We start from the raw sequence: 22,611 nt of genomic DNA, 5'->3' as shown, positions 1-22,611 counted from the left end.
CAACCGGCTCAAGCAGTGGCGCGGCATCGCGATGCGCTCCGACAAGCTCCTCCGCAGCTACCGAGCCGCCGTCAGCCTCGCCGCGACGCTCATCTGGATCAAATCAGACTTGATCAACACGGCCTAGGGGTCATCGCGGCGGCCGTGCTTCTCACCGCCACGGTGTGCGCCTTCTGCGGGCCGATCTCGTTCGTCGCGCTGTGCGCGCCCGCGATCGCACGCTCGCTGCGCCGCGGCGCCGCTCCCTCGCTCGGCACGAGCGCGCTCGTGGGCTCCGTGCTGCTCGTCGGTGCCGACCTCGTCGCCCAGCACGCGTGGCCGGGACGCAGCATCCCCGTGGGCGCGGTCACCGGCGCGCTCGGCGCCGTCTTCCTGCTGTGGCTCCTCGCGACCTCGAAGGGACGCTTCGCATGACCACCGCCTCCGCACACCTCCGCGTCGAAGGGCTCGCCGCCGGCTACCCCGGGCGCCGGGTCCTCGACGGGCTCGACCTCGACATCGCCCCCGGACGGCTCACCGTCATCATCGGGGCGAACGCGAGCGGCAAGTCCACGCTCCTGTCGACCCTCGCGCGACTGCGCGCGCCGCTCGCCGGCCGGGTGACGCTCGACGGCGACGACATCGCGGGGATGCCCCGCCGGAGCCTCGCCCAGTCCGTCGGCCTGCTGCCGCAGCATCCGATCGCCCCCGACGGCGTCACCGTCGCCGAACTCGTCTCCCGAGGCCGCCACCCCCACCGCGGCGCCCTCGGACGCTGGCGCAGCGACGACGCCCGCGTGGTCGCCGACGCCATGGTGCAGACCGGGGTCGCCGACCTCGCCGACCGGCCCGTCGACGACCTGTCCGGCGGTCAGCGTCAGCGCGTCTGGATCGCGATGGCGCTCGCCCAGCAGCCGCGCGCCTTGCTGCTCGACGAGCCGACCAGCTTCCTCGACCTCGCCCACCAGATCGACGTGCTCGAGCTGTTGCGCCGCATCAACCGCACGCAGGGCACGACCGTCGTCGCCGTCCTGCACGAGCTCGCCCTCGCCGCCCGCTACGCCGACGACCTCGTCGTGATGGCGGACGGTGCCGTCATCGCGCACGGCGCGCCGGGCGACGTGCTCACTCCCGCGACCGTCGGGGCCGCGTTCGGCCTCGACGCCGTCGTCATCCCCGATCCCGTGACGGGGAGCCCCCTCGTCATCCCCCGAACGCACGGCGACCCTGCACCCGCCGTGCCATCCCTCCCCTGAAAGGCAGCACATGACCCGTTCCCGTTCCCGACTCGCCGCCCTCGCGGCGGTCGTCGCGGTGACCCTCGCCCTTGCCGGCTGCGCCGGATCCGGCGCCGCATCCTCGACCACGGCCTCCTCCGACGGCTTCCCGGTCACGATCTCCGATGCGCTCGGCGGCGCCACGATCGCCAGCGCCCCCGAGCGCGTCGTGACGTGGGGCTGGGGTGCGACCGAGGCCGCGCTCGCGCTCGGCACCGTGCCCGTCGCGGTCGCGTCGATGGACTACGGCGGGGGTGACGACAAGCTCACCCCGTGGGTCGAGAAGGCGCTCACGGACCTCGGTGCCGCGACCCCGACCGTGCTCGACTCGTCGGCGCAGACGGTGCCGATCGAGGCCGTCCTCGCCACGAACCCCGACCTGTTCCTCGCCCCGTACTCGGGCATCACGCAGGACGAGCGGGACGCCCTCGTGAAGGCCGGCGTGACGGTCGTGGCCTACCCCGACCACGCCTGGTCGACCCCGTGGCGCGACGTCATCTCGATCGTCGGGAAGGCGCTGGGCAAGGCCGCCGCCGCCAACACCCTGCTCGCGAACCTCGACAAGCTGGTCGCGGACACCGCTGCGGCCCACCCCGAGTTCCAGGGCACCTCGATCGCCTACGTGGACGACGACGTGAACACGTTCTACATGTACGTCGACGCGGATCCGCGCGTCGAGATCCTGCGCGACCTCGGCTTCACCTCCACACCGAGCCTCGACGCACTCGACCCGAAGGACGGCACCTTCTACACGACCGTCAGCTACGAGCAGCTCGACAAGGTCGACGCGCAGGTCATCCTCATCCAGGGCGAGCAGCAGGCGGACCTCGACACCTTCCTGCAGTCCTCCCGCGGCCAGCTGATCCCGGCCGTCGCCACGGGTGCGGTCGCGGAGGTGGTCGGCGAGGAGAACGTCGCCGCGGTCTCGCCCACGGCGCTGTCGCTGCCGTGGCTGCTGCCCACGCTCGCCGAGAAGCTCTCGGCGGCGGTGAAGACCGCCAAGGGCTGAGCGACCCGTCGTCCGCGGGGCATCCGGCGCGCAGTCGGGTGCCCCGCGCGATTTATACTGGGAGGCTGACCCCGTCGGGTCGCTCTCCCCACCCCTCAACGGATCGGATCTGACCGTGCTCGCCGTCCACGATCTCGAGATCCGCGTCGGCGCACGCGTGCTGATGTCGGATGTCTCGTTCCGCGTCGGCCCGGGCGACAAGGTGGGGCTCGTCGGCCGCAACGGCGCCGGGAAGACCACCCTCACGAAGGTGCTCGCGGGTGACCTGCTGCCGAGCAACGGTGGTGTGGATCGCGCCGGCGAGCTCGGGTACCTGCCGCAGGACCCCCGCTCCGGCAACCCCGACGACCTCGCCCGCACCCGCATCCTCGATGCGCGCGGTCTCGGCCAGCTCGCGATCGGCATGCACGAGGCATCCCTCGAGATGGCCTCCGACGACCCGGATGCCGCGGCGAAGGCCATGCGGCGCTACGGATCGCTCACCGAGCGCTTCGAGGCCCTGGGTGGGTACGCCGCCGAGGCGGAGGCGGCATCCATCGCCCACAACCTCTCGCTGCCCGACCGCATCCTCGACCAGCCGCTGCGTACCCTCTCGGGCGGCCAGCGTCGTCGCATCGAGCTCGCGCGCATCCTCTTCTCGGACGCGCAGACGATGATCCTCGACGAGCCGACCAACCACCTCGACGCCGACAGCGTCGTGTGGCTGCGGGAGTTCCTCAAGGGCTACAAGGGCGGGCTGATCGTCATCAGCCACGACATCGAGCTGGTCGGCGAGACCGTCAACCGGGTGTTCTACCTCGACGCGAACCGTCAGGTCATCGACATCTACAACATGAACTGGAAGAACTACCTGCGTCAGCGGGTCGCCGACGAGGAGCGCCGCAAGAAGGAGCGCGCCAACGCGGAGAAGAAGGCGACCGCGCTGCAGCAGCAGGCGGCGCGGTTCGGGGCGAAGGCGTCGAAGGCGGCGGCCGCGCACCAGATGGTCGCGCGCGCCGAGAAGCTGCTGTCGGGGCTCGACGACGTGCGTCAGGAGGATCGCGTCGCGAAGCTGCGCTTCCCGAAGCCGGCCGCGTGCGGCAAGACGCCGCTGCGCGCCTCGGGCCTGTCGAAGTCGTACGGGTCGCTCGAGATCTTCACCGACGTCGACCTTGCGATCGACCGGGGCTCCAAGGTCGTGGTGCTGGGGCTCAACGGCGCGGGCAAGACGACGCTGCTGCGCATCCTCGCGGGCGTGGACCTCGCCGACACCGGTCAGGTGGAGCCGGGCCACGGGCTGAAGATCGGCTACTACGCCCAGGAGCACGAGAACATCGACACGTCACGCTCGGTGCTCGACAACATGATGTCGGCTGCGCCCGACCTGAACGCGACCGAGGCCCGTAAGGTGCTGGGCTCGTTCCTGTTCACGGGCGACGACGTGCTCAAGCCAGCCGGTGTGCTCTCCGGCGGTGAGAAGACGCGCCTGTCGTTGGCGACGCTCGTGGTGTCGGCGGCGAACGTGCTGCTGCTCGACGAGCCGACGAACAACCTCGATCCGGCATCGCGCGACGAGATCCTCGGCGCGCTCGCCCACTACGAGGGGGCCGTCATCCTCGTCTCCCACGACGAGGGTGCTGTCGAGGCGCTGAATCCCGAGCGCGTGCTGATCCTCCCCGACGGAGTCGAGGACATCTGGGGCCGCGACTACGCCGACCTGATCACACTGGCCTGAGCGGGCGGATGCCTCACGCCCCCGCGTGATCGAGCAGCTCGTCCTCGATCTCGGCGTCGCTGCGACGCCGCTTGCGAGGTGCGTACTCGATGCCGTCGTCGTCTTCCTCATCGTCGTTCGGTGTGCGGTCGAGCCCCCGGCGTTTGCGGATCTCGGTGCGGATGACGTAGCCGATGAACCCGAACCCCATGACGGCGAACATGATCCACTGGATCGCGTACGACAGGTACGGGCCCGGGTCGTTGTCGGGGGCAGCGAGCGGGGTGGGTACGGATGCCGCGGCGGGGTCCTCAGACACCATCAGGCCGTAGAGGCCGGTGTAGGTCTCGGCCCCCGTCGTCGCAGCGACGAGGGGGAGGTTGATGCTCGGCACCTGCCCGGTGATCGTGCCGCGCCCCGACGGCAGCGCCTCAGACGGCTGGGCTCGCGCGATCACGGTGACTTCGCCGCTCGGGGGAGCGGGGATCGTGCTCGGGCCGTCGCCGGTGGCGGCCGGCGGCACCCAGCCGCGGTCGATGATCAGCACCCTCCCGTCGTCGAGCGTGAGGGGGGTGAGCACCTCGAACCCGGTCGTGCCGTTGTTGATGCGGTTGCGCGCGACGACCTGTTCGGCGACGTCGTACGTCCCGCGCACGCTGATCGGCTGCCACTGCTTCGAGGGGTCGAGCGAGCCGTCGGCGGCGAGCACGGAGTCGAGGGAGACCGGCGTCGCGTCGTAGTTGTTCGAGATGAGCGACAGCTGGTCGGAGCGCCACGTATTGCGGCCGAACTGCCAGTTCGAGAGGAACGCGCACGCGATCGCGAAGAGGATCGCGACGGCGACGTACCCGGTCCAGCGCAGCCAGCGACGCGGGTCTTCCACGGGCGCGCTCACGAGGCGGCCGTCAGGGTCGAGGTCCACACGGGGAAGTCGCGGGAGGTGAGGAAGCCGGTCAGGAACTCGACGTGCGCATCGCACGCGGTCCAGGTCTTGCGTCGGTCCTCGGCGTGGATGCGCGGGTTGCGCCAGTCGATCCGCCAGGACGCGTCGGCGCGGCATCCTGCTCGTGAACAGGGTGTCGCAGCACTCACGCGGTGCCGTCCCGATCGACGCGGGTCGACTCGGAGATCGTGATGACCGTCGGTGTCTCGGGGTGGGCGTCGACCGCCCGTGTCGCAGGTTCCTCGGCCGTCTGATCTGTCGGGGCGCTCGCGGTGCTCGAGATCAGGTCCTGACCGACGTTGGCGATGACGACGGCGATGTAGGGGAGGAGCGCTGCTGCGGCGCCGAAGACCCAGGTGTACCAGCCGTAGGGCGTGACGAGCACCATCAGCAGGAAGCAGACGACGCGCACCGACATCGACACCAGGTACTTGACCTGGCGCGATCGCTCGTCCTCGCGCGGGGCGCGCGGGAGCGAGGTGGCGGTCTGAGGGGTGAGGCGCTTCACGGTGAGACCAGCGTACGCCGGTCCGATCGTGACGCGACCCGATCAGTAGCCGCGGTAGGTCGCGGCCGAACCGATGACGGCGAAGATGAAGATGACGTAGATCACGATGAAGATCACACTCAGACCCACGAACACGTAGCTCACGATGAGACCGGCGACGGCGAGACCGTGTCCGTCTTCACCGGTGCGCTTGATCTGGCTGAGTGCGACGTGACCGAACACGATGCCGAGCACCGAGAACACGAAGGCGAACACCAGAGACAGGATCGCGAAGATGTTGGTCTTGCGCGCGGGTGCGTACGCGTACGTCGGGGTCGCCTGATAGGCGGGCGGGTACCCGGGCGCTGCGGGAGGGGCGTAGGTCGGCGCTGCCGGAGGGGCGGCCTCGTACGCGGGCGGTGCCGGGGCGGCGGGCGGCGCCGTCGGCTCGGCGGCCGTCGGGGGCGTCGCGGGTGCAGGGGTCGGGTTCTCGTCGTTCGGAGTGCTCACGGCGGTGCCTTTCTCGTCTGTGGCACCAGAGTCCCAGTGCCGACAACGGCTGTCAAACTTCCGCTCGATAGGCTGGCCGGAGCTGTCCCACGAGTCTGGAGTTCCCCGCATGTCCCTCGACAAGGTCGTCCTCGTCACCGGCGGAAACCGCGGCATCGGCCGCGCCATCGCCGAGCGCTTCGTGTCCACCGGATACACGAAGGTCGCGGTCACGGCCCGGTCCGGGGAGGGACCCGCCGGAACCCTGACGGTGCCCGCCGACGTCACCGACGCGGCATCCCTCGACGCTGCCTTCACCGAGATCGAGGCGACCCTCGGCGCCGTCGAGATCGTCGTCGCGAACGCGGGCATCACCCGCGACACACTTCTGCTGCGCATGAGCGAGCAGGACTTCGACGATGTCGTCGCGACGAACCTCGGCGGCACCTTCCGCGTCGTCAAGCGCGCGGCGAAGGGTCTGCTGAAGGCGCGCTGGGGACGGGTCATCCTCATCTCGAGCGTCGTGGGCCTCTACGGCTCGGCGGGGCAGATCAACTACTCGAGCTCGAAGGCCGCCCTCGTCGGATTCGCGCGGTCGCTCACCCGCGAGCTCGGCGGACGCGGCATCACCGCGAACGTCGTGGCGCCCGGCTTCATCGAGACCGACATGACCGCTGAGCTCCCCGAGGCGACGCAGGCGGAGTACAAGAAGAACATCCCCGCGGGCAGGTTCGCCTCAGCCGACGAGGTCGCGGGCGTGGTCACGTGGCTCGCCTCCGATGACGCGGCGTACATCTCCGGCGCGGTCATTCCCGTCGACGGCGGCCTCGGGATGGGGCACTGACCCTCAGGGCAGCAGCGGGATGAGCTGAGCGAGGTCGACCCGGGCGGCGACCAGATTCGCACGGGCGCGCACGGCGGGCTTCGCGTTGAACGCGACGCCGAGGCCGGCGGTGGCCATCATCGTCAGGTCGTTCGCGCCGTCGCCGACCGCGAGACTGCGATGCGAGGGGATGCCGCGCTCCGCCGCCCACTCGAGGAGGGTGTCGGCCTTCGCCTGGGCGTCGACGACGTCGCCGTCGACGACGCCGGTGAGAGCGCTGCCGTCATGCGCGAGGCGGTTGGCGCGCCACACATCGACGCCGAGCTGGGGCGCGATGTGGTCGAGCACCTCGTGGAACCCACCGGAGACGACACCGAAGACACCGTCCCGCGCGTGAACTGCTGCGGCGAGCTCGTGGACGCCCGGGGTGGGCTCGATGCGCGCCCGCACGCGCGCGAACGCGTCGAGCGAGACGCCCGTCAGCGCCGAGACCCGTGAGCGCAGACTCGTCGCGAAGTCGACCTCGCCCCGCATGGCCGCCTCGGTCGCCGCCGCGACCTCCGCACCGCGCCCCGCCTCGTCCGCGATGAGCTCGATCACCTCGTTGCGGATCAGCGTGGAGTCGGCGTCGAGCACGATGAGGAAGCGAGCGGGCACGCGCTCCACCGTAGCGGGAGGCGATGCGACTCATGGCGTAACACGATGTCTCACCTCGTCACACGCCCGCATACGGTCGTGGTTGCTGAGTGTGTTCCATGGCTCGCCTGTACCCCCGCTGAAAGCCCATCGAGGAGCCTCTCGCATGAGATCGTCCCGTCGCGCCGTCGTCACGGCCGCACTGTCCGTCATCCTCGCCGCCACCCTGAGCGCGTGCGGCCTCGCCCAGGGCGCGCCGAGCGCCGACGCGAGCGCGAAGACATCGATCAAGATCGGATTCAACCCCGGCCCCTACCAGGACATGTTCGAAGGCGGCATCGCCCCGATCCTGGCGAAGGAGGGCTTCCAGGCCGAGTCCGTCTCCTTCACCGACGGCATCGTCGTGAACGTGGCGGTCGCCAACGGCGAGATCGACGCGAACATCATGCAGCACCCGGTCTACATGGACGCGATCAATCAGCAGGAGAACATCCACAACGCCGCGCTCGTGCAGGTGCCGACGCCCCCGATGGCACTGTTCGGCGGCAAGAAGAGCTCCCTCGACGCCGTCGCGGACGGCGACACCGTGGCTGTCCCGAACGCGCCGTCCAACATGTACCGAGCCTTCAAGGTGCTCGAGCAGGTCGGCTGGATCACCCTCAAGCCTGACACCCAGCCCGCGACCACCTCTCCGGCCGACATCGCCACGAACCCCCACGGGATCCAGATCGTGGCACTCGAGAACGCGCAGCAGGTGCCGTCGCTGCAGGATGTCGCGTACTCGGTCATCCAGGGCAACTTCGTCGTCTCGGGCGGGCTCAGCCTGACCGCCGCGCTCGCGCTCGAGAACCTGGCCGACAAGTTCTCCGTGGTCGTCGCTGTCGATGAGAAGAACCTCGACACCCCCTGGGCGAAGGCGATCGCCGCCGCGTACGCGTCGCCGGAGTTCGCCAGCTACATCTCTTCCCACTCCGAGTACGACGGCTACCACCTGCCCGCCGCGCTGCAGCAGAAGTGACCGGCTCCGGCGACGGCGGGGCGGCGGTCCGGTTCACCGGCGTCCGCCGCGTGCACCGGGGTGGCACGGTTGCGCTCGACGGGGTGGATCTCGCCGTCCCGCACGGATCGATCTTCGGCGTCATCGGTCACAGCGGTGCCGGCAAGAGCACGCTCATCCGAATGGTGAACGCGCTGGATCGGCCGACGACCGGAACGGTGGAAGTCGACGGCGTCGACCTCCATTGGCTCTCCGGCGATGAGCTGCGCGCCGCTCAGAAGCGCACCGGGATGGTGTTCCAGCAGTTCAATCTGCTCGAAACCGTCTCCGTGCGCGACAACGTGGCGATGCCGCTGCGCCTCGACGGTGTGCGTGCCGCCGAGGCGCGCCGCCGCGCGGCCGACGCGCTCGAATTCGTGGGACTCGGGTCCATGGCCGACCGTCGCCCGCGCGAGCTGTCCGGCGGGCAGCGCCAGCGTGTCGGCATCGCCCGGGCGATCGTCCGCAACCCCCGGGTTCTGCTGTGCGATGAGGCGACGAGTGCGCTCGATCCCACGACGACCGCGCAGGTGCTGCAGCTCATCGCGCGCATCAACGAGGAGTACGGCACGACCGTGCTCGTCGTCACGCACGAGATGGACGTGATCAAGGACCTGTGCCATGAGGTCGCCGTGATGGAGTCCGGCCGCATCATCGAGCAGGGCTCGGTGCTCGACGTGTTCGTGCGCCCGCGCACGGAGACCGCCCGCACGTTCGTCGGCACGGTGATCCCGCACGAGATCCCGTCGCGCGTGCGCGAGCGCCTCGGCGGCGCCGCCCTGCTGCACCTGCTGCTCATCGACGAGCAGGTCACCTCGCCGCTCGTATCGGGGCTGATCCACCGATTCGGTGTGCAGGTGAACATCCTGCACGCAGACATGACCGACATCCAGGGTCACACTGTCGGGCAGATGGTGGTGCAGATCGACGGGGACGCTGCGGCCGTCGCCGCCGCCCGCGCCGCGCTCGGCGACCAGGTCACCGCGATCGAGGAGGTCGCCGCATGAGACCGGACGCTCTGACCCTCATCACGCCGGAGCAGTTCCTCCAGGAGCTCGGCGCCACCTTCTACATGGTGGGTGTCTCGCTCTTCTTCGGTGCGATCCTCGGACTCGCGATCGGCGTGCTTCTGGTCGCGACCCGGCCCCGCGGCATCCTGCCTCAGCGCGCGGTGTTCGTCGTGCTCTCCACAATCGTGAACATCGTGCGATCGCTGCCGTTCATCATCCTGCTCGTCGCGATCATCCCGTTCACCCGGCTGCTCGTCGGCACGACGATCGGCGCGAACGCCGCGATCGTGCCGTTGACGATCATGGTGGCGCCCTACATCGCCCGGCTCGTCGAGAACTCGTTGCTCGACGTTCCGCCCGGAATCGTCGAAGCGGCGCGGGCGATGGGGGCGACCCCGTGGCAGATCTTCGTGCGGTTCCTGCTGCCCGAGGCGCGCGGATCCCTGATCCTCGCGCTGACGACCGCCTCGATCGGACTCCTGGATGCCTCCGCCATGGCCGGCACGGTGGGTGCGGGCGGTATCGGCGACCTCGCGATCTCGTACGGCTATCAGCGCTTCGACGGCATCGCCATGCTGGTGACGGTGGTGACGCTGATCGTGATCGTCCAGGTCATCCAGCTCATCGGCACACGGCTTGCCCGACGCGCCCGACGGGAGTGACGATGGCCGACTTCCGACGAGCCGGCCGGGTCGGCCGTCTGCCCCAGAGCTTCTTCGCAGGGCTCGACGCGCAGATCGCGCACGCCCGCGCGAGCGGCGTCGACGTCATCGACCTGTCGAAGGGCAATCCCGATCTGCCGACGCCTCCCGCGATCGTCGAGGCGATGCAGCGTGAGGTCGCGCGGCCCGAGAACCACGCGTATCCGTCGTTCCGCCCGCGTCCCTCGGTGCTCGCGGCCATCGCCGAGCGCTACCGCATCGACCACGGCGTCGAGCTCGACACCACGACGCAGATCGCGGTGTTCCACGGCTCCCACGAGGCGCTCATGGCCGGCATCCTGGCATTCGCCGACCCGGGGGAGACAGTCGTCCTGCCCGATCCGGCATATCCGATGTACCACTCGGCGGCGCTCTTCGCCGGCGCACGGGAGGTGTCGCTGCCCCTCTCGGAGACCGACGGTCAGCCCGAGTGGGAGGCGATCGACGGTCTCGAGTCCGCCCGCGTCCTGGTGCTGAACTACCCGAACAACCCGACGGGCGCGGTCGCGACCGGCGCGACATTCGAGCGGGCCGTGTCGGTGGCGCGGCGACTGGACGCCCTGTTCGTCCACGACTTCGCCTATGCGTCCCTCGGCTTCGATGGCGGCGCCCCGCTTTCGGCGCTCGCCTCCGATCCCGGGGCCGAGCGCACCGTCGAGCTCGCCACGCTCTCGAAGACCTACAACATGGCCGGCTGGCGCTTCGGTTTCGCCGTCGGCAACGCGTCGGCGATCGCGGCGATGCGGGCCTACCAGTCCCACGCCTTCAGCACGATCTTCGGCGCCACGCAGGAGGCGGCGGCGGTCGCGCTCGCGGGCGATCAGTCCGCCGCCGAGGAGATCGTCGGCACCTACCGGGCACGCCGCGATGCGGCCGTCGCGGGACTCCGGGACGCCGGCTACGCCGTGCATCGCCCGGGCGGATCCTTCTTCGTCTGGATCGATCTGCCCGACGGCACCGACGACGCCGCGTTCGCCGCGCGGCTTCTCGCGGAGCACGGCGTGGCGGTCGCCCCGGGGGCGGGGTTCGGGCCCCGTGGGGCGGGCCGCATCCGGCTCAGCCTCGTGCATCCGATTGACATACTCGAAAAGGCGGTCGCCCGAATGGGCGCCGCCCTGACCTGACCCACCGGGAGGACCCCATGGCCGACGTCGAGAGCTTCACGCTCGACCACACCGCCGTCATCGCACCGTACGTGCGCCTCATCTCCGTCGAGCGCGGACCGCGTGGCGACGCGATCTCCAACTTCGACGTGCGCTTCGTGCAGCCCAACGAGGGTGAGATCCCGACGGCCGCGCTGCACACGATCGAGCACACGATCGCGAGCCTGCTGCGCGACCACCTCGACGGCGTCATCGACATCTCACCGTTCGGCTGCCGCACCGGATTCCACCTGATCGTGTGGGGCGAGCCCGCCGTCGCCGACGTCGTCCCCGCGATCCGCGAGAGCCTGCGGGCGATCGCCGAGGACGTGCAGTGGGAGGACGTGCCCGGCGTCGACGCGTTCAGCTGCGGCAACTATCGCGACCACAGCCTCCACGGCGCTCGCGCGTGGGCCCGCGACATCCTCGCTCAGGGCATCAGCCTCGACGCGTTCGCCCGCGTCGGCGTCTGACCCGGTCGCGGCATCCGCAGTCCTGACCGAGCGGATGCCGCGGCTCAGCTGTCGATGCGTACGCCCTTGCCGACCACGGTGATGCCCGAGTCCGTGACGGTGAAGCCGCGTGACAGGTCGAGTTCGCGGTCGACGCCGACTGTCGCGCCGTCGGCGAGCACGACGTTCTTGTCGAGGATCGCCCGGTGGATGCGGGCGCCCGCGCCGATGCGCACGCGGTCGAACAGCACGGCGTCGGTGATCGTCGCACCGCCTCCCGAGAGCGTCCACGGGCCGACGACGCTGCGCTCGAGATGGGTGCCCGAGAGCACCGAGCCGAGAGAGACGATCGAGTCGATCGTGTTGCCGATGCGCCCGACGGCGTCGCGCACGAACTTCGCCGGCGGCGAGTTGAGCATCTGCGAGTGGATCGGCCAGTCGGTGTTGTAGAGGTTGAACACCGGCAGGGTCGAGATCAGGTCGCGGTGCGCGTCGAAGAACGAATCGATCGTGCCGACGTCGCGCCAGTAGGCACGGTCGCGGGCGGTGGAGCCCGGCACCTCGTTGTCCTTGAAGTCGTACACGCCCGCCTCGCCGCGTGAGACGAAATAGGGGATGATGTCGCCGCCCATGTCGTGGTTCGACGTCGGCAGCTCGCCGTCGGACGTGACCGCCTCGATGAGCGCATCGGTGTCGAAGATGTAGTTGCCCATCGACGCGAGCACCTCGTGGGGTGCGTCGGCGAGCCCCGTGGGATTCTGCGGCTTCTCGAGGAACTCGCGGATGCGCGTCGGGTCGGTCGGTTCGACGTCGATGACCCCGAACTGGTCGGCGAGCCCGATCGGCTGCCGGATGCCCGCGACCGTCGCCCGCGCGCCGGAGGCGATGTGGGCCTCGAGCATCTGGCGGAAGTCCATGCGGTAGACGTGGTCTGCGCCGACGACGACGACGATGTCAGGGGCTTCGTCGTGGATGAGGTTCAGGCTCTGCAGGATCGCGTCGGCCGACCCCGAGAACCACCGCTTGCCGAGCCGCTGCTGCGCGGGCACCGACGTGACGTAGGAGTCCAGCAGCGCCGACATCCGCCACGTCTGCGAGATGTGACGGTCGAGGCTGTGTGACTTGTACTGGGTCAGCACGACGAGCTGGCGCAGGCCCGAGTTGATGAGGTTCGAGATGGCGAAGTCGATCAGGCGGTACTGTCCGCCGAACGGGACGGCCGGCTTCGCTCTGTCGACCGTGAGCGGCATGAGCCGCTTGCCCTCCCCGCCCGCGAGGATGATGCCGAAGACCTTCTTGTGCGTCCCTGCCATGGCTCCACACTAGGCGGGCTTCCACCCGTGTACTAGCGTCCTTGACATGCGCGTCGACATCGTCACGAAGGAGTATCCGCCGGAGATCTACGGGGGAGCCGGAGTGCACGTCGCCGAGATCGTGCGGGCGCTGCGCGCCCTCGCCGGTGAGCGAGACGTCGACGTGCAGGTGCACGCGTTCGGCGCGGCGCGCGACGAGGTCGGGACGACCTCGTACGCGACGCCGCCGGGCCTGGCCGGAGCGAACGGGGCGCTGCAGACCCTCGGGGTCGACCTCGAGATCGTCTCGGATGTCGCGGGCGCCGACGTCGTGCACTCGCACACCTGGTATGCGAACTACGCGGGCTTCCTCGCGTCGCTGCTGCACGGCATCCCGCATGTCGTCACCGCCCACAGCCTGGAGCCGCTGCGACCGTGGAAGGCCGAGCAGCTCGGGGGTGGGTACGCCCTCTCCAGCTACATCGAGAAGACCGCCTACGAGCAGGCGGCCGCCATCGTCGCCGTGAGCGACGGGATGCGGCGCGACATCCTCCGCTCATACCCCGCCCTCCACCCCGGCAAGGTGCGGGTCATCTACAACGGCATCGACGCCGAGGCGTGGCATCCGACCGACAACCCGGAGGTGCTCGCCCGATTCGGCATCGATCCCGCGCGGCCCTCGGTGGTCTTCGTCGGACGCATCACCCGCCAGAAGGGTCTGCCGTATCTGCTGCGGGCCGCGCGGCAGCTGCCGCCCGAGGTGCAGCTGGTGCTCTGTGCGGGAGCGCCTGACACCCCGCAGATCCTTGCCGAGGTCGAAGGGCTCGTGCAGGAGCTGCAGGCCACCCGTGACGGCGTCGTGTGGATCGACCAGCTGCTTCCCCGGCCCGAGCTGTCGGCCATCCTGAGCGCGGCGACGACGTTCGTGTGCCCGTCGATCTACGAGCCGCTGGGCATCGTCAACCTCGAGGCGATGGCGTGCGGTGCCGCCGTCGTCGGTACGGCGACCGGCGGCATCCCCGAGGTCGTCGTCGACGGCGTGACCGGGCGGCTCGTGCCGATCGAGCAGGTGCAGGACGGCACCGGCACTCCCGTCGACCCCGACCGGTACGTGCACGACCTGGCGCGCACCCTCATCGAGGTCGTGAGCGACCCGGCCGCAGCGGCCGCCTACGGCCGCGCCGGCCGCGAACGCGCCGTCGAGGCCTTCAGCTGGACGCGCATCGCCGAGCAAACCGCCGCGCTCTACACGGAGGTCATCGGCCGCGCCGGATAGGCTGGAGTCATGCCGCAGGTGCTCGAATTCGCCGATGTCGTCGTTCGTCGCAACGCGAAGGACATCGTCGAACACCTGACCTGGTCTGTGGCCGGCGACGAGCGCTGGGTCGTGCTGGGTCCGAACGGCGCCGGCAAGACCACGGTGCTGCAGCTGGCGGCGGCGCTGCTCTACCCGACCTCGGGAACGGTCTCGATCCTGGGGGAGCGGCTGGGACGCACGGATGTCTTCGACCTCCGTCCGCGCATCGGCTTCGCGTCGACCGCGCTGAGCCGCCGCATCCCGCCGGACGAGAGCGTGCTCGACGTCGTGCTCACCGCCGCCTACTCGGTGCTCGGACGCTGGCGGGAGCAGTACGAGGCGATCGACGAGCGCCGTGCGCTGCGTGTGCTCGCCGAGTGGAAGCTCGACCACCTTGCCGACCGCTCGTTCGGCACACTGTCCGACGGCGAACAGAAGCGGGTGCAGATCGCGCGAGCCGTGATGACCGACCCGGAGCTGCTCATGCTCGACGAGCCGACCGCGAGCCTCGATCTCGGCTCCCGCGAGGAGCTCGTCTCGCTCCTCGGCGGCTACGCCCAGGCGCCGAGCACGCCCGCGATGATCATGGTGACCCACCACGTCGAGGAGATCCCGATCGGATTCACCCACGTGCTGCTCATGCGCGAGGCGCAGGCGGTGGCGGCGGGTCCGCTCGCCGACACGCTCACCGCGGCGAACCTGAGCGCGACCTTCGGCGTCGACGTCGAACTCGACGAGCACGAGGGGCGCTTCGCCGCCCGCGCCGTGCGTTCCCGCTGAGCCGCCCGACCTGATAGACTCTCCCCTTGGTGCGTTCGGCACCGCAGACTTTCCTCCGTCTCTCGCAAGGAATCCGATGAAGACTGACATCCACCCCGCCTACGACCTCGTCGTCTTCCGCGACCTCGGCTCGGGCGAGACCTTCCTCACCCGCTCGACCGCGTCGAGCGACAAGACCATCGAGCTCGACGGCGTCGAGTACCCGGTCATCGACGTCGAGATCTCGTCGGCGTCGCACCCGTTCTACACGGGCAAGCAGCGCATCCTCGACTCGGCCGGTCGCGTCGAGAAGTTCAACCAGCGCTTCAAGAACTTCGGCGCTCGCTGAGTCGCCGCACCGCGAAGGCCCCGCCTGCTTCGGCAGGTCGGGGCCTTCGTCGTTGTCGGCGGTCGATGATCGTGGCGACCGCACGTCGAGGGCGACGTCTGCCGAGGCGTGCCGCTCAGCGCACCGGCCACGCGCCGTCGAGGGCGTCATCGGGGTCGAGGCGGCCGATGCGCACGAAATACTCGGTGAGGCTCTCCGCCTGCGACCGTGCCCACGCCACCTGCGCGGTGTGCAGGGCCGCCGGGGTCGACGGCAGTTCATCCGCGTAGCGGTCGAGCAGGGCGAGGGCTACGCGGCCGGCGGCGACGGCGTCGGCGGATGCCTCGTGGGCGCCCGTGAGCGCGACGCCATAGTGCGCGGCCACCACGTCGAGGGTGCGCTTTCCCTTGCGGTACCGATCGACGTTCTTGTCGAGCACGAGCGGGTCGATCACCGGCGTGGGGTCAGCGATCGGCGGGACACCGTGCCGCGCCGCCTCGTGCGCGAGGAGCGAGAAGTCGTAGGCGGCGTTGTAGGCGACCACCGGCACTCCCGCGTCGAACAGCGCGCGCAGTTCGGCGACGATCTCGGTCACGACTGCCGCGGCGGGTCGCCCGTCGCGGCGGGCGCGCTCGGTCGTGACACCGTGCACAGCTGTCGCCCCCGCGGGGATCTCGATGCCCGGATCGGCGAGCCAGGAGGCTGAGGAGAGGACCGTTCCGTCGGCGTCGAGCACGCCCACATAGGCGGTCACGATGCGGTCGGTCGTGACGTCGACCCCGGTCGTCTCGAGGTCGAACACGCCGACGCGCGCCGCCCAGTCGATGGTGTCGAAGCCCGGGAGCATGTCGTGCGCGGCCATGACTCGACGCTAGAGGGGAGGTGCGACATCCCGATGCAGGCGCGCCCGGGCGGCACGGAGCGGCGCCGTAGACTCGGGGGATGATCGTCGACGCCGGGCCCTATGCCGCACGGCTCGCCGACCGGCGGGTCGAGGGCCACGAGGTCGAGGTCCTCGGCGGCATGACCCGCTACTGGACCTACGATCCTCCGGCGGGCGTCGAGCCGTGGGCGACTGTCGTCGCCGTGCACGGCTTCCGCGGCGAGCACCACGGGCTCGACCCCGTCGTCGCGCATCTCGACGGTGTGCGTGTCATCTCTCCGGATCTCCCGGGCTTCGGCGAGACGCCGCCGCTCCCCGGTCGCACCCACGACCTCGACGCCTACGCGCAGTGGCTGACCGAGTTCGTCGCCGCCGTCGCGCCCGGCGCCGTCGTGCTCGGCCACTCGTTCGGCTCGATCGTCTCGGCGGCGGCCGTGGCGCGCGGGCTCGAGACCCCGCGCCTCGTGCTCGTGAACCCGATCGGTGCACCGGCGCTCGAGGGACCCCGCGGCATCCTCACCCGGCTCGCGGTCTTCTACTACCGCGCCGGGGCGGCCCTGCCCGCCCCGCTCGGCGAGGGCCTGCTGCGCAACCGAGCGATCGTGCGCGCCATGAGCATCGCGATGGTGAAGACCCGCGATCCCGAGCTGCGGCGCTTCGTGCACGCCCAGCACGACGCGTACTTCTCCCGGTTCGCCGATCGCGACGTGCTCAGCGACGCGTTCCTGACCTCCGTCTCGCACGACGTGCGGGCGTTCGCGCCGCGTATCGCCGTGCCGACGCTGCTGGTGGCCGCGCAGCTCGACGACATCACCCCGATCGAGGCCGAGCGCACGCTCGCGACGCTGTTCGACGACGTCGAGTTGGTCGAGATCCCCGGGGTGGGGCACCTCATCCACTACGAGACGCCGGAGCCCGCGGCATCCGCCATCAGTCGTTTTCTGCGAGCCGGCGCCGATACGCGTTGACGTTCATACGGTTCCCGCAGTTGCCCGAGTCGCAGTAGCGCTTCGACCCGTTGCGGCTGAAGTCGACGTAGACGCCCTGGCAGTCGTCGGCCGAGCATACGCGCACGCGGTCGTAGGCGTCCTGGCGGATCACGTCGACGAACGCCATCGCCGACTCGACCATCATGCGCACGGCCAGCGGCGCGTCGTCGTCCGTCGCGTGGATGTGCCAGTCGTACGGCTCGTGGATGACGAGCCGGGGGAGGGCGCTGCCGTCGGCGAGCATCGCGTTGACGAGGGGAACCGCGTCAGCGCGGTCGCTGTGCCAGAGGGCGTGCAGGCGGTCCCGGATGCCGCGCACCGCCGCCCGCTCGCGGTCGTCCCGGGCGATCGCTCCGCTGTACGGATGCGCGGCGAGGAACTCCTCCATGTCGTCGTCTGTGAGGAGGCGATCGACGTCGGAGGCGGCGGTGATCGGCAGGGTGTTGACCAGGTCGGCGGCCATGCGCAGGGACTCCGCCGTGTCATGAATGAAAAGCATGTTGACTCCTGACGCCCCGATCCCTTACGGTCATGAGTGTAATCACTGAACGGTCCTGACAGATCGGCGCCGCATGTCCGCTCCCACCGCACCCGTCCCGCTGATCGTCCCGACCCTCGCGACGATGCCGCTGCGCGACACGCCGCGCTTCGCGCCGTCCGGGCTCGTGTTCGCGGTCGGCTCGGCGTTCGCGTTCTCGTCGAGCGGCCCGCTCATGAAGCCGCTGCTCGAGGCCGGCTGGTCGGTGAGCGCCGTGCTGCTGGTGCGCATGACGCTCGCGGGGCTCGTGCTCTCGCCGGCGCTCGTGCGCGCGATCCGCCTCGAACCCGGGTTCCTGCGCCGCCACGCGATGACGATCCTCGCGTTCGGGGCCACCGGGGTCGCCGGCTGCCAGATCCTCTATTTCTCGGCGATGCAGCGAATGCCGGTCGCGATGGCCCTGCTGATCCAGTACCTCGCGCCCGTGCTGCTCGTCGCCGTGGCCTGGGTGCGCACCCGACGCAGTCCGTCGAGGCTCGTCCTCACCGGGTCCGTGCTCGCGATCGCGGGGCTGGTGCTCGTCGTCGACGTGACCGGCGCGCGATTCGACGTGCTCGGCACCGTCTTCGCGCTCGGTGCCGCGGTGTGCGTCGCCGCCTACTTCGTCATCGCGGAGCGCGCGGGGGACCGTCTGCCCGCCCTCGCACTCGCATCCGGCGGGCTGCTCGTCGGCGCCGCGGTCATGGCGCTCGTGGGCGTGACCGGCCTCCTGCCCCTGCACGCCGCGTTCGTCGACGTCACCTTCGCCGGCGTCGCGGTGCCGTGGTTCGTACCACTCGCCTGGGTGGGGCTCGTCGCGACATCCCTCGGCTATGGCCTCGGCATCGCCGCGGTGCCGCGCATCGGCTCGCGGGTCGCGTCGTTCGTGGGGCTGTCGGAGGTGCTGTTCGCGCTGCTGTTCGCAGCGCTGCTCCTCGGCGAGCTGCCGGGCCCGGTGCAGTACGTGGGGGCGGCGGTGCTGCTCACCGGCGTCGTGCTGGTTCGGCTCGACGCGCGGCCCGCTCAGGTCAGCGCTCCGAGCGCGCGAGGTCGATGAGGGGCGCGACCCGGTAGGGGATGAGCTCGTCCATCACGAGCGACGTCTCGGTGCGCTCGACGCCGTCGATGGCGAGGATGCGACGGTCGGTGGTGAACAGATGCGGGGTGTCGCGACAGGCCACGCGCACGAGGAGGTCCATCGAGCCGGCGAGGCCGTTGGCCTGCACCACCTCGGGGATGAGGGCGATCTCGTCGCGGATGCGGGGGATCTCGGGCTGTCGCAGGCGCACCGAGACGAACGCATCGATCGGATAGCCGAGCGCCGTGGTGGAGATCGCGCGCTCGTAGCTCAAGAGCGCACCGGCGCGCTCGAGCCGCGACATCCGCGCCTGCACGGTGTTGCGGGACATGCCGAGGTCGTCGGCGAGCGACGTCACCGCCCGACGGGGGTCGGCAGACAATGCCTGGAGAAGAGCGAGATCACTCGCGTCGAGTATCGCCATAATGGGGGACATTAGCACCGCTCAGAGGCAATATGCGCACTCGAATTGTTTCAGGCGTGAAAAATGCTCCTCCGTCAGTGCTGAGTGGAGGCGGCGACGAGCCGTCCGTCCGCCGTGAGGGCGAGCTCTCGCCATTCACCGTTTCCGACGCGCGCGTCATCGGTCGGCGCCACGCCGGATGCGGCCGCGCGAAGCACCGCGCGGATGAGCGCGCCGTGCGCCACCGCGATGAGCACGTCGGGGGAGTCGCTCGCGGCGATGAGCCGTCTCAGCGCGTCGTTCGCGCGGTCGGCGACCTCGTCGACGGTCTCGGCGCCCGGAACCTCACCGCTGTGGGTGTCGCCGAAGCGCGCACGGAACTCGGTGACGTCGAGTCCCTCCGCGATGCCGTATCCGCGCTCACGGAGTCCGATGTCGGAGGGGCCGAGCGGGAGGGCGAGTCGATCGGCGATGAGTGTCGCGGTCTCCCGCGCCCGCGACAGATCGCTCGAGACGACGGCGACGGTCGCGGCATCCGTCACCTCGGCGACGAGCCGCTCGGCGGCGTCCCGCGCCTGCGCGCGTCCGGTGTCGTTCAGGGGGATGTCGGTCGACCCCTGGATGCGTCCCGCGCGGTTCCAATCCGTCTCGCCGTGGCGCACCAGGATGATGCGTGTCGGGTGGTCGGCGGTGGAGCTCATTCGGGCCCTCCCAGGGCGTCGGCGAACGCGCGGAGCACTTCGGTGGTGCCGGCGTCGATCTTCACGGTGGCGCGGGCGTCACCGCGGGTGTCCCCGCGGTTGACGATCACGATGGGCAGACGGCGGCGTCGAGCCCGGTCGAGGAAGCGGATGCCGGAGTTGACGACGAGCGACGAGCCGGCGATGACGAGTGCGTCGCTGCCGCGCACGATCTGCTCGGCCTCGCGGAAGCGCTCCGCCGGGATGTACTCGCCGAAGAACACGACGTCGGGCTTGAGAGCTCCCTCGCACACGCTGCAGGTGGGGATCCGGAACCCGTCGGCGGTCGCCGGAGCCACGTCGCCGTCGGGGCCGAGCGGAAGGTCGGAGTCGGCCACGATCCAGGGGTTGTCGGTCTCGATGCGCTCGGCGAGGTCGCGCCGGTCGAACACCTGACCGCAGTGCAGGCAGATCACCCGGCGCATCGTCCCGTGCAGCTCGACGACGCGGCTGCTGCCGGCGCGCAGATGGAGCCCGTCGACGTTCTGGGTGACGACGCCGGTCACGGCGCCCGAGTGCTCGAGTCGCGCGAGGGCTTCATGGCCGGCGTTGGGCTCGGCGGCGGCGAAGCGCTTCCAGCCGAGGTGGGACCCCACCCAGTAGCGGCGACGCGAACTGTCGTCGGCGAGGAACTGGTCGAAGGTCATCGGACGGCGCACGGGCGCACCCTGCCCGCGGTAGTCGGGGATGCCGGAGTCGGTCGACACACCGGCGCCGGTGAGCACCGCGACGCGGCGCCCCGCGAGCAGATCGATCGCTTCGGCCACCCGCGCCTCCAGCTGCGGATCCGACTCGGTCGCTGTCGCCACGGCACCCTCCCACCGTCGAGCCTACGCCCCGCCGATTTCCTCCGTGTGACACGTGCGGCATTCTGGAGCGGTGCCCGTGATCGAGCTGACAGACCCCTCCGACGACCGACTCGCCGACTATCGCGACCTCACCGATGTGGCGCTGCGGCGGCTGCTCGAGCCGGCCGGCGGCCTCTACATGGCCGAGTCGGCCAAAGTGATCGGGCGCGCTCTGGCGGCGGGGCATCAGCCGCGTTCGGTGCTCGTGCAGCAGCAGTGGGTCGCCGAGATCACGGCACTGCTGGATGCCGCGGGGGCCGCGGCATCCGTGCCCGTGTACGTCGTCGCCCCCGACGTCGCCGAGACGCTGACCGGGTACGCCGTGCACCGCGGTGCACTGGCGGCGATGCACCGCCCGCCCGACCGCCCCCTCGCCGACGTGCTCGCCGATGCCCGCACCGTGCTCGTGCTCGAGGATCTCGTCGACCACACGAACGTGGGTGCGGCGTTCCGTGCCGCCGCGGGGCTCGGCGCCGACGCGGTGCTCGTGAGCGAGCGGTGCGCCGACCCGCTCTACCGGCGCAGCGTGCGGGTGAGCATGGGCACGGTGTTCCAGGTGCCGTGGACCCGCCTGCCGGCCTGGCCGGAGGCGCGGGACTCCCTCCACGCTGCAGGCGTCACGATCGCCGCGCTCGCTCTCGCCGACGACGCCGTCGGCCTCGACGTGTTCGCCGCAACGCGCGCGGAGCGGGTCGCTCTCGTCATGGGTGCGGAGGGCGACGGCCTCTCGCGTCGGGCCCTGGCCGCCGCGGACACGGTGGTCACCATCCCGATGGCGGGTGGAGTCGACTCGCTGAATGTCGCGTCGGCCGCGGCCGTCGCCCTGTGGGCCCTGCGGCATCCGCCGCGCTAGGGATCAGTGCTCGGATGCCGCGGCATCCGACTCGATGCGGTGCACGCGGCTCGGCTCCGGGCGCTTGGCGGTGACGTCGTCGCCCGACGACTGGTGGCGCAGGCGCCGCAGCACCCACGGCACGAGGAACTCCCGAGCCCACACCAGATCGCCGGAGCGCGCCTCCCGCCACGTGCGGAAGGGGATCGGCGAGGGCTGCATCGGCTCGAGGTCGTTCGGCACGTTGAGCGCGCGCAGCACCATGCGGGCCACCTCGTGGTGGCCGAGCGCGTTCATGTGCAGCCGGTCGCCGTCGAAGAAGCGCGCATCCTGGATCTCCTTCAGCGCCCACTGGTCGGCGACGATGCAGTCGTATTTCTCGGCGATCGCGCGCAGGTTCTCGTTGTAGATGGCGACCTTGCCGCGGATCGGCCGGAACACCGGGGTGAAGTTGGTGTCGATGCCGGTGAAGACGACGATCGTGGCGCCCTGGGACGACAGCCGGATGATCGCGTCCTCGAAGATCGTGGCGACCTCATCGGGATCGCTGCCCGGGCGGATGACGTCGTTGCCCCCGGCGCAGAAGGTGATGAGGTCGGGGGAGAGGGCGAGCGCGGGCTCGATCTGCTCGTCGACGATCTGCTGGATGAGCCGGCCACGCACGGCCAGGTTGGCGTAGGCGAAGTCGTCGACGGATGCCGCGAGCACCTCGGCCATGCGATCGGCCCAGCCGCGGTTGCCGCCGGGGCTCGCCGGGTCGGGGTCGCCGATCCCCTCGGTGAACGAGTCGCCGATGGCGACGAACCGACGCCACGGGTGCGTCTGCTCGTTGGACACGAAGGGGGAGCGGGTGGGGGATGACATCGCGGTGGCCTCCTCCGCCGAAGCCTACCCGCGGCGTGACGGGGCCTGGCGTCCGTGGCGTCGTCTATCGTGGAACCTCGCCGCCCGCCCGCGGCGGAGGGAGC

28 protein-coding genes are annotated in these 22,611 nt (G+C 70.5%); 16 read left to right on the top strand and 12 right to left on the bottom strand.

What is annotated here, in order from left to right; translation table 11 throughout:
* The first annotated feature begins 15 nt into the window (after positions 1–15).
* From RR49_RS11270 to RR49_RS11255, 4 genes are all read left to right on the top strand, one after another.
* Entirely contained in the window at positions 16–414 is a 399-nt protein-coding gene (locus tag RR49_RS11270) for an iron chelate uptake ABC transporter family permease subunit (RefSeq protein WP_084603875.1), read from the top strand.
* Positions 411–1,235, top strand: a complete 825-nt coding sequence (locus tag RR49_RS11265) for an ABC transporter ATP-binding protein (RefSeq protein WP_045248167.1) — start codon at positions 411–413, stop codon at positions 1,233–1,235. Before RR49_RS11270 ends, RR49_RS11265 begins: the two co-directional genes overlap by 4 nt.
* 10 nt (positions 1,236–1,245) lie before the next feature.
* Complete coding sequence (locus RR49_RS11260; protein WP_045248166.1) at positions 1,246–2,265, top strand: ABC transporter substrate-binding protein; 1,020 nt, start codon at positions 1,246–1,248, stop codon at positions 2,263–2,265.
* Between the two features lie 115 nt (positions 2,266–2,380).
* The gene (locus RR49_RS11255) at positions 2,381–3,979 is read left to right on the top strand and encodes an ABC-F family ATP-binding cassette domain-containing protein (RefSeq protein ID WP_045248165.1); all 1,599 of its coding nucleotides are present in this window, start codon (positions 2,381–2,383) and stop codon (positions 3,977–3,979) included.
* 13 nt (positions 3,980–3,992) lie between these two features.
* Here RR49_RS11255 and RR49_RS11250 read toward each other — a convergent pair whose 3' ends face one another.
* Genes RR49_RS11250 through RR49_RS11235 form a run of 4 tightly spaced genes read right to left on the bottom strand, consistent with a single transcriptional unit; the run spans position 3,993 to position 5,898 of the window.
* The gene (locus RR49_RS11250) at positions 3,993–4,853 is read right to left on the bottom strand and encodes an SURF1 family cytochrome oxidase biogenesis protein (RefSeq protein ID WP_245610981.1); all 861 of its coding nucleotides are present in this window, start codon (positions 4,851–4,853) and stop codon (positions 3,993–3,995) included.
* Positions 4,850–5,050 (bottom strand): hypothetical protein, encoded by a 201-nt coding sequence (locus RR49_RS11245; protein WP_045248164.1) that lies wholly within the window; start codon positions 5,048–5,050, stop codon positions 4,850–4,852. The genes RR49_RS11250 and RR49_RS11245 overlap by 4 nt, the downstream gene beginning before the upstream one ends.
* Positions 5,047–5,409, bottom strand: coding sequence for a DUF3099 domain-containing protein (locus RR49_RS11240; protein ID WP_045248163.1), 363 nt, complete (start codon positions 5,407–5,409; stop codon positions 5,047–5,049). The genes RR49_RS11245 and RR49_RS11240 overlap by 4 nt, the downstream gene beginning before the upstream one ends.
* A 42-nt stretch (positions 5,410–5,451) precedes the next feature.
* Positions 5,452–5,898: a DUF4190 domain-containing protein gene (locus RR49_RS11235; protein ID WP_045248162.1), complete on the bottom strand. Its 447-nt coding sequence runs from the start codon at positions 5,896–5,898 to the stop codon at positions 5,452–5,454.
* A 109-nt stretch (positions 5,899–6,007) separates the two neighbouring features.
* On the opposite strand from RR49_RS11235, the gene fabG reads away from it, so the two are divergent.
* Positions 6,008–6,721, top strand: coding sequence for a 3-oxoacyl-ACP reductase FabG (gene fabG / locus RR49_RS11230; RefSeq protein WP_045248161.1), 714 nt, complete (start codon positions 6,008–6,010; stop codon positions 6,719–6,721).
* Positions 6,722–6,724: 3 nt separating this feature from the next.
* Here fabG and serB read toward each other — a convergent pair whose 3' ends face one another.
* Positions 6,725–7,366: a phosphoserine phosphatase SerB gene (gene serB, locus RR49_RS11225; RefSeq protein WP_425411866.1), complete on the bottom strand. Its 642-nt coding sequence runs from the start codon at positions 7,364–7,366 to the stop codon at positions 6,725–6,727.
* Between the two features lie 136 nt (positions 7,367–7,502).
* On the opposite strand from serB, the gene RR49_RS11220 reads away from it, so the two are divergent.
* The 5 genes from RR49_RS11220 to RR49_RS11200 are packed head-to-tail and all read left to right on the top strand — an operon-like array spanning position 7,503 to position 11,698.
* Entirely contained in the window at positions 7,503–8,354 is an 852-nt protein-coding gene (locus tag RR49_RS11220; protein WP_048808952.1) for a MetQ/NlpA family ABC transporter substrate-binding protein, read from the top strand.
* Entirely contained in the window at positions 8,351–9,379 is a 1,029-nt protein-coding gene (locus RR49_RS11215) for a methionine ABC transporter ATP-binding protein (RefSeq protein ID WP_048808951.1), read from the top strand. The genes RR49_RS11220 and RR49_RS11215 overlap by 4 nt, the downstream gene beginning before the upstream one ends.
* Entirely contained in the window at positions 9,376–10,044 is a 669-nt protein-coding gene (locus tag RR49_RS11210) for a methionine ABC transporter permease (protein WP_045248159.1), read from the top strand. The genes RR49_RS11215 and RR49_RS11210 overlap by 4 nt, the downstream gene beginning before the upstream one ends.
* Positions 10,045–10,046: 2 nt before the next feature.
* The gene (locus tag RR49_RS11205; RefSeq protein ID WP_045248158.1) at positions 10,047–11,207 is read left to right on the top strand and encodes an aminotransferase class I/II-fold pyridoxal phosphate-dependent enzyme; all 1,161 of its coding nucleotides are present in this window, start codon (positions 10,047–10,049) and stop codon (positions 11,205–11,207) included.
* A 17-nt stretch (positions 11,208–11,224) separates the two neighbouring features.
* Complete coding sequence (locus tag RR49_RS11200; RefSeq protein WP_045248157.1) at positions 11,225–11,698, top strand: S-ribosylhomocysteine lyase; 474 nt, start codon at positions 11,225–11,227, stop codon at positions 11,696–11,698.
* Between the two features lie 44 nt (positions 11,699–11,742).
* Here RR49_RS11200 and RR49_RS11195 read toward each other — a convergent pair whose 3' ends face one another.
* Positions 11,743–12,990 (bottom strand): glucose-1-phosphate adenylyltransferase, encoded by a 1,248-nt coding sequence (locus RR49_RS11195; protein WP_045248156.1) that lies wholly within the window; start codon positions 12,988–12,990, stop codon positions 11,743–11,745.
* A 46-nt stretch (positions 12,991–13,036) separates the two neighbouring features.
* Here RR49_RS11195 and glgA point away from each other — a divergent pair, with 46 nt between their 5' ends.
* The 3 genes from glgA to RR49_RS11180 all read left to right on the top strand — a co-directional run bounded on the left by glgA (position 13,037) and on the right by RR49_RS11180 (position 15,374).
* Positions 13,037–14,245, top strand: coding sequence for a glycogen synthase (gene glgA / locus RR49_RS11190; protein WP_045248155.1), 1,209 nt, complete (start codon positions 13,037–13,039; stop codon positions 14,243–14,245).
* 9 nt (positions 14,246–14,254) lie between these two features.
* On the top strand, positions 14,255–15,046 hold the full coding sequence (locus RR49_RS11185) for an ABC transporter ATP-binding protein (RefSeq protein ID WP_045248154.1): 792 nt from the start codon (positions 14,255–14,257) through the stop codon (positions 15,044–15,046).
* A gap of 76 nt (positions 15,047–15,122) precedes the next feature.
* Positions 15,123–15,374, top strand: a complete 252-nt coding sequence (locus RR49_RS11180; RefSeq protein WP_045248153.1) for a type B 50S ribosomal protein L31 — start codon at positions 15,123–15,125, stop codon at positions 15,372–15,374.
* Positions 15,375–15,489: 115 nt separating this feature from the next.
* On the opposite strand, the gene RR49_RS11175 is transcribed toward RR49_RS11180, so the two are convergent.
* The gene (locus tag RR49_RS11175; RefSeq protein ID WP_048808950.1) at positions 15,490–16,215 is read right to left on the bottom strand and encodes a 3'-5' exonuclease; all 726 of its coding nucleotides are present in this window, start codon (positions 16,213–16,215) and stop codon (positions 15,490–15,492) included.
* Positions 16,216–16,295: 80 nt separating this feature from the next.
* Between RR49_RS11175 and RR49_RS11170 the strand changes: the two genes are divergently transcribed.
* Positions 16,296–17,204, top strand: a complete 909-nt coding sequence (locus RR49_RS11170; RefSeq protein WP_045248152.1) for an alpha/beta fold hydrolase — start codon at positions 16,296–16,298, stop codon at positions 17,202–17,204.
* On the opposite strand, the gene RR49_RS11165 is transcribed toward RR49_RS11170, so the two are convergent.
* On the bottom strand, positions 17,167–17,724 hold the full coding sequence (locus tag RR49_RS11165; protein WP_045248151.1) for a CGNR zinc finger domain-containing protein: 558 nt from the start codon (positions 17,722–17,724) through the stop codon (positions 17,167–17,169). The genes RR49_RS11170 and RR49_RS11165 overlap by 38 nt on opposite strands.
* Positions 17,725–17,797: 73 nt before the next feature.
* On the opposite strand from RR49_RS11165, the gene RR49_RS11160 reads away from it, so the two are divergent.
* Positions 17,798–18,799, top strand: a complete 1,002-nt coding sequence (locus RR49_RS11160) for an EamA family transporter (RefSeq protein ID WP_048808949.1) — start codon at positions 17,798–17,800, stop codon at positions 18,797–18,799.
* Here the strand turns inward: RR49_RS11160 and RR49_RS11155 are convergent.
* The 3 genes from RR49_RS11155 to RR49_RS11145 form a co-directional block, all read right to left on the bottom strand.
* Positions 18,771–19,244, bottom strand: coding sequence for an Lrp/AsnC family transcriptional regulator (locus RR49_RS11155; RefSeq protein ID WP_045248150.1), 474 nt, complete (start codon positions 19,242–19,244; stop codon positions 18,771–18,773). The two genes, RR49_RS11160 and RR49_RS11155, sit on opposite strands and share 29 nt — an antisense overlap.
* A gap of 74 nt (positions 19,245–19,318) precedes the next feature.
* Positions 19,319–19,924 carry a histidine phosphatase family protein gene (locus RR49_RS11150; RefSeq protein ID WP_045248149.1) on the bottom strand — a complete coding sequence of 202 codons (606 nt, stop codon included), beginning with the start codon at positions 19,922–19,924 and terminating at the stop codon, positions 19,319–19,321.
* Entirely contained in the window at positions 19,921–20,772 is an 852-nt protein-coding gene (locus tag RR49_RS11145) for a Sir2 family NAD-dependent protein deacetylase (RefSeq protein WP_045248148.1), read from the bottom strand. The genes RR49_RS11150 and RR49_RS11145 overlap by 4 nt, the downstream gene beginning before the upstream one ends.
* Before the next feature lie 70 nt (positions 20,773–20,842).
* Here RR49_RS11145 and RR49_RS11140 point away from each other — a divergent pair, with 70 nt between their 5' ends.
* The gene (locus tag RR49_RS11140) at positions 20,843–21,664 is read left to right on the top strand and encodes a TrmH family RNA methyltransferase (protein ID WP_045248147.1); all 822 of its coding nucleotides are present in this window, start codon (positions 20,843–20,845) and stop codon (positions 21,662–21,664) included.
* 3 nt (positions 21,665–21,667) lie between these two features.
* On the opposite strand, the gene RR49_RS11135 is transcribed toward RR49_RS11140, so the two are convergent.
* Positions 21,668–22,507, bottom strand: coding sequence for an SGNH/GDSL hydrolase family protein (locus RR49_RS11135; RefSeq protein ID WP_045248146.1), 840 nt, complete (start codon positions 22,505–22,507; stop codon positions 21,668–21,670).
* Positions 22,508–22,611: the final 104 nt, after the last annotated feature.

It is taken from the genome of Microbacterium ginsengisoli, assembly GCF_000956535.1.
Lineage (GTDB): Bacteria > Actinomycetota > Actinomycetes > Actinomycetales > Microbacteriaceae > Microbacterium > Microbacterium ginsengisoli.
The sequence above is the reverse complement of the archived record's forward strand: the minus strand, read 5'-3'. Positions and strand labels throughout refer to the sequence as shown.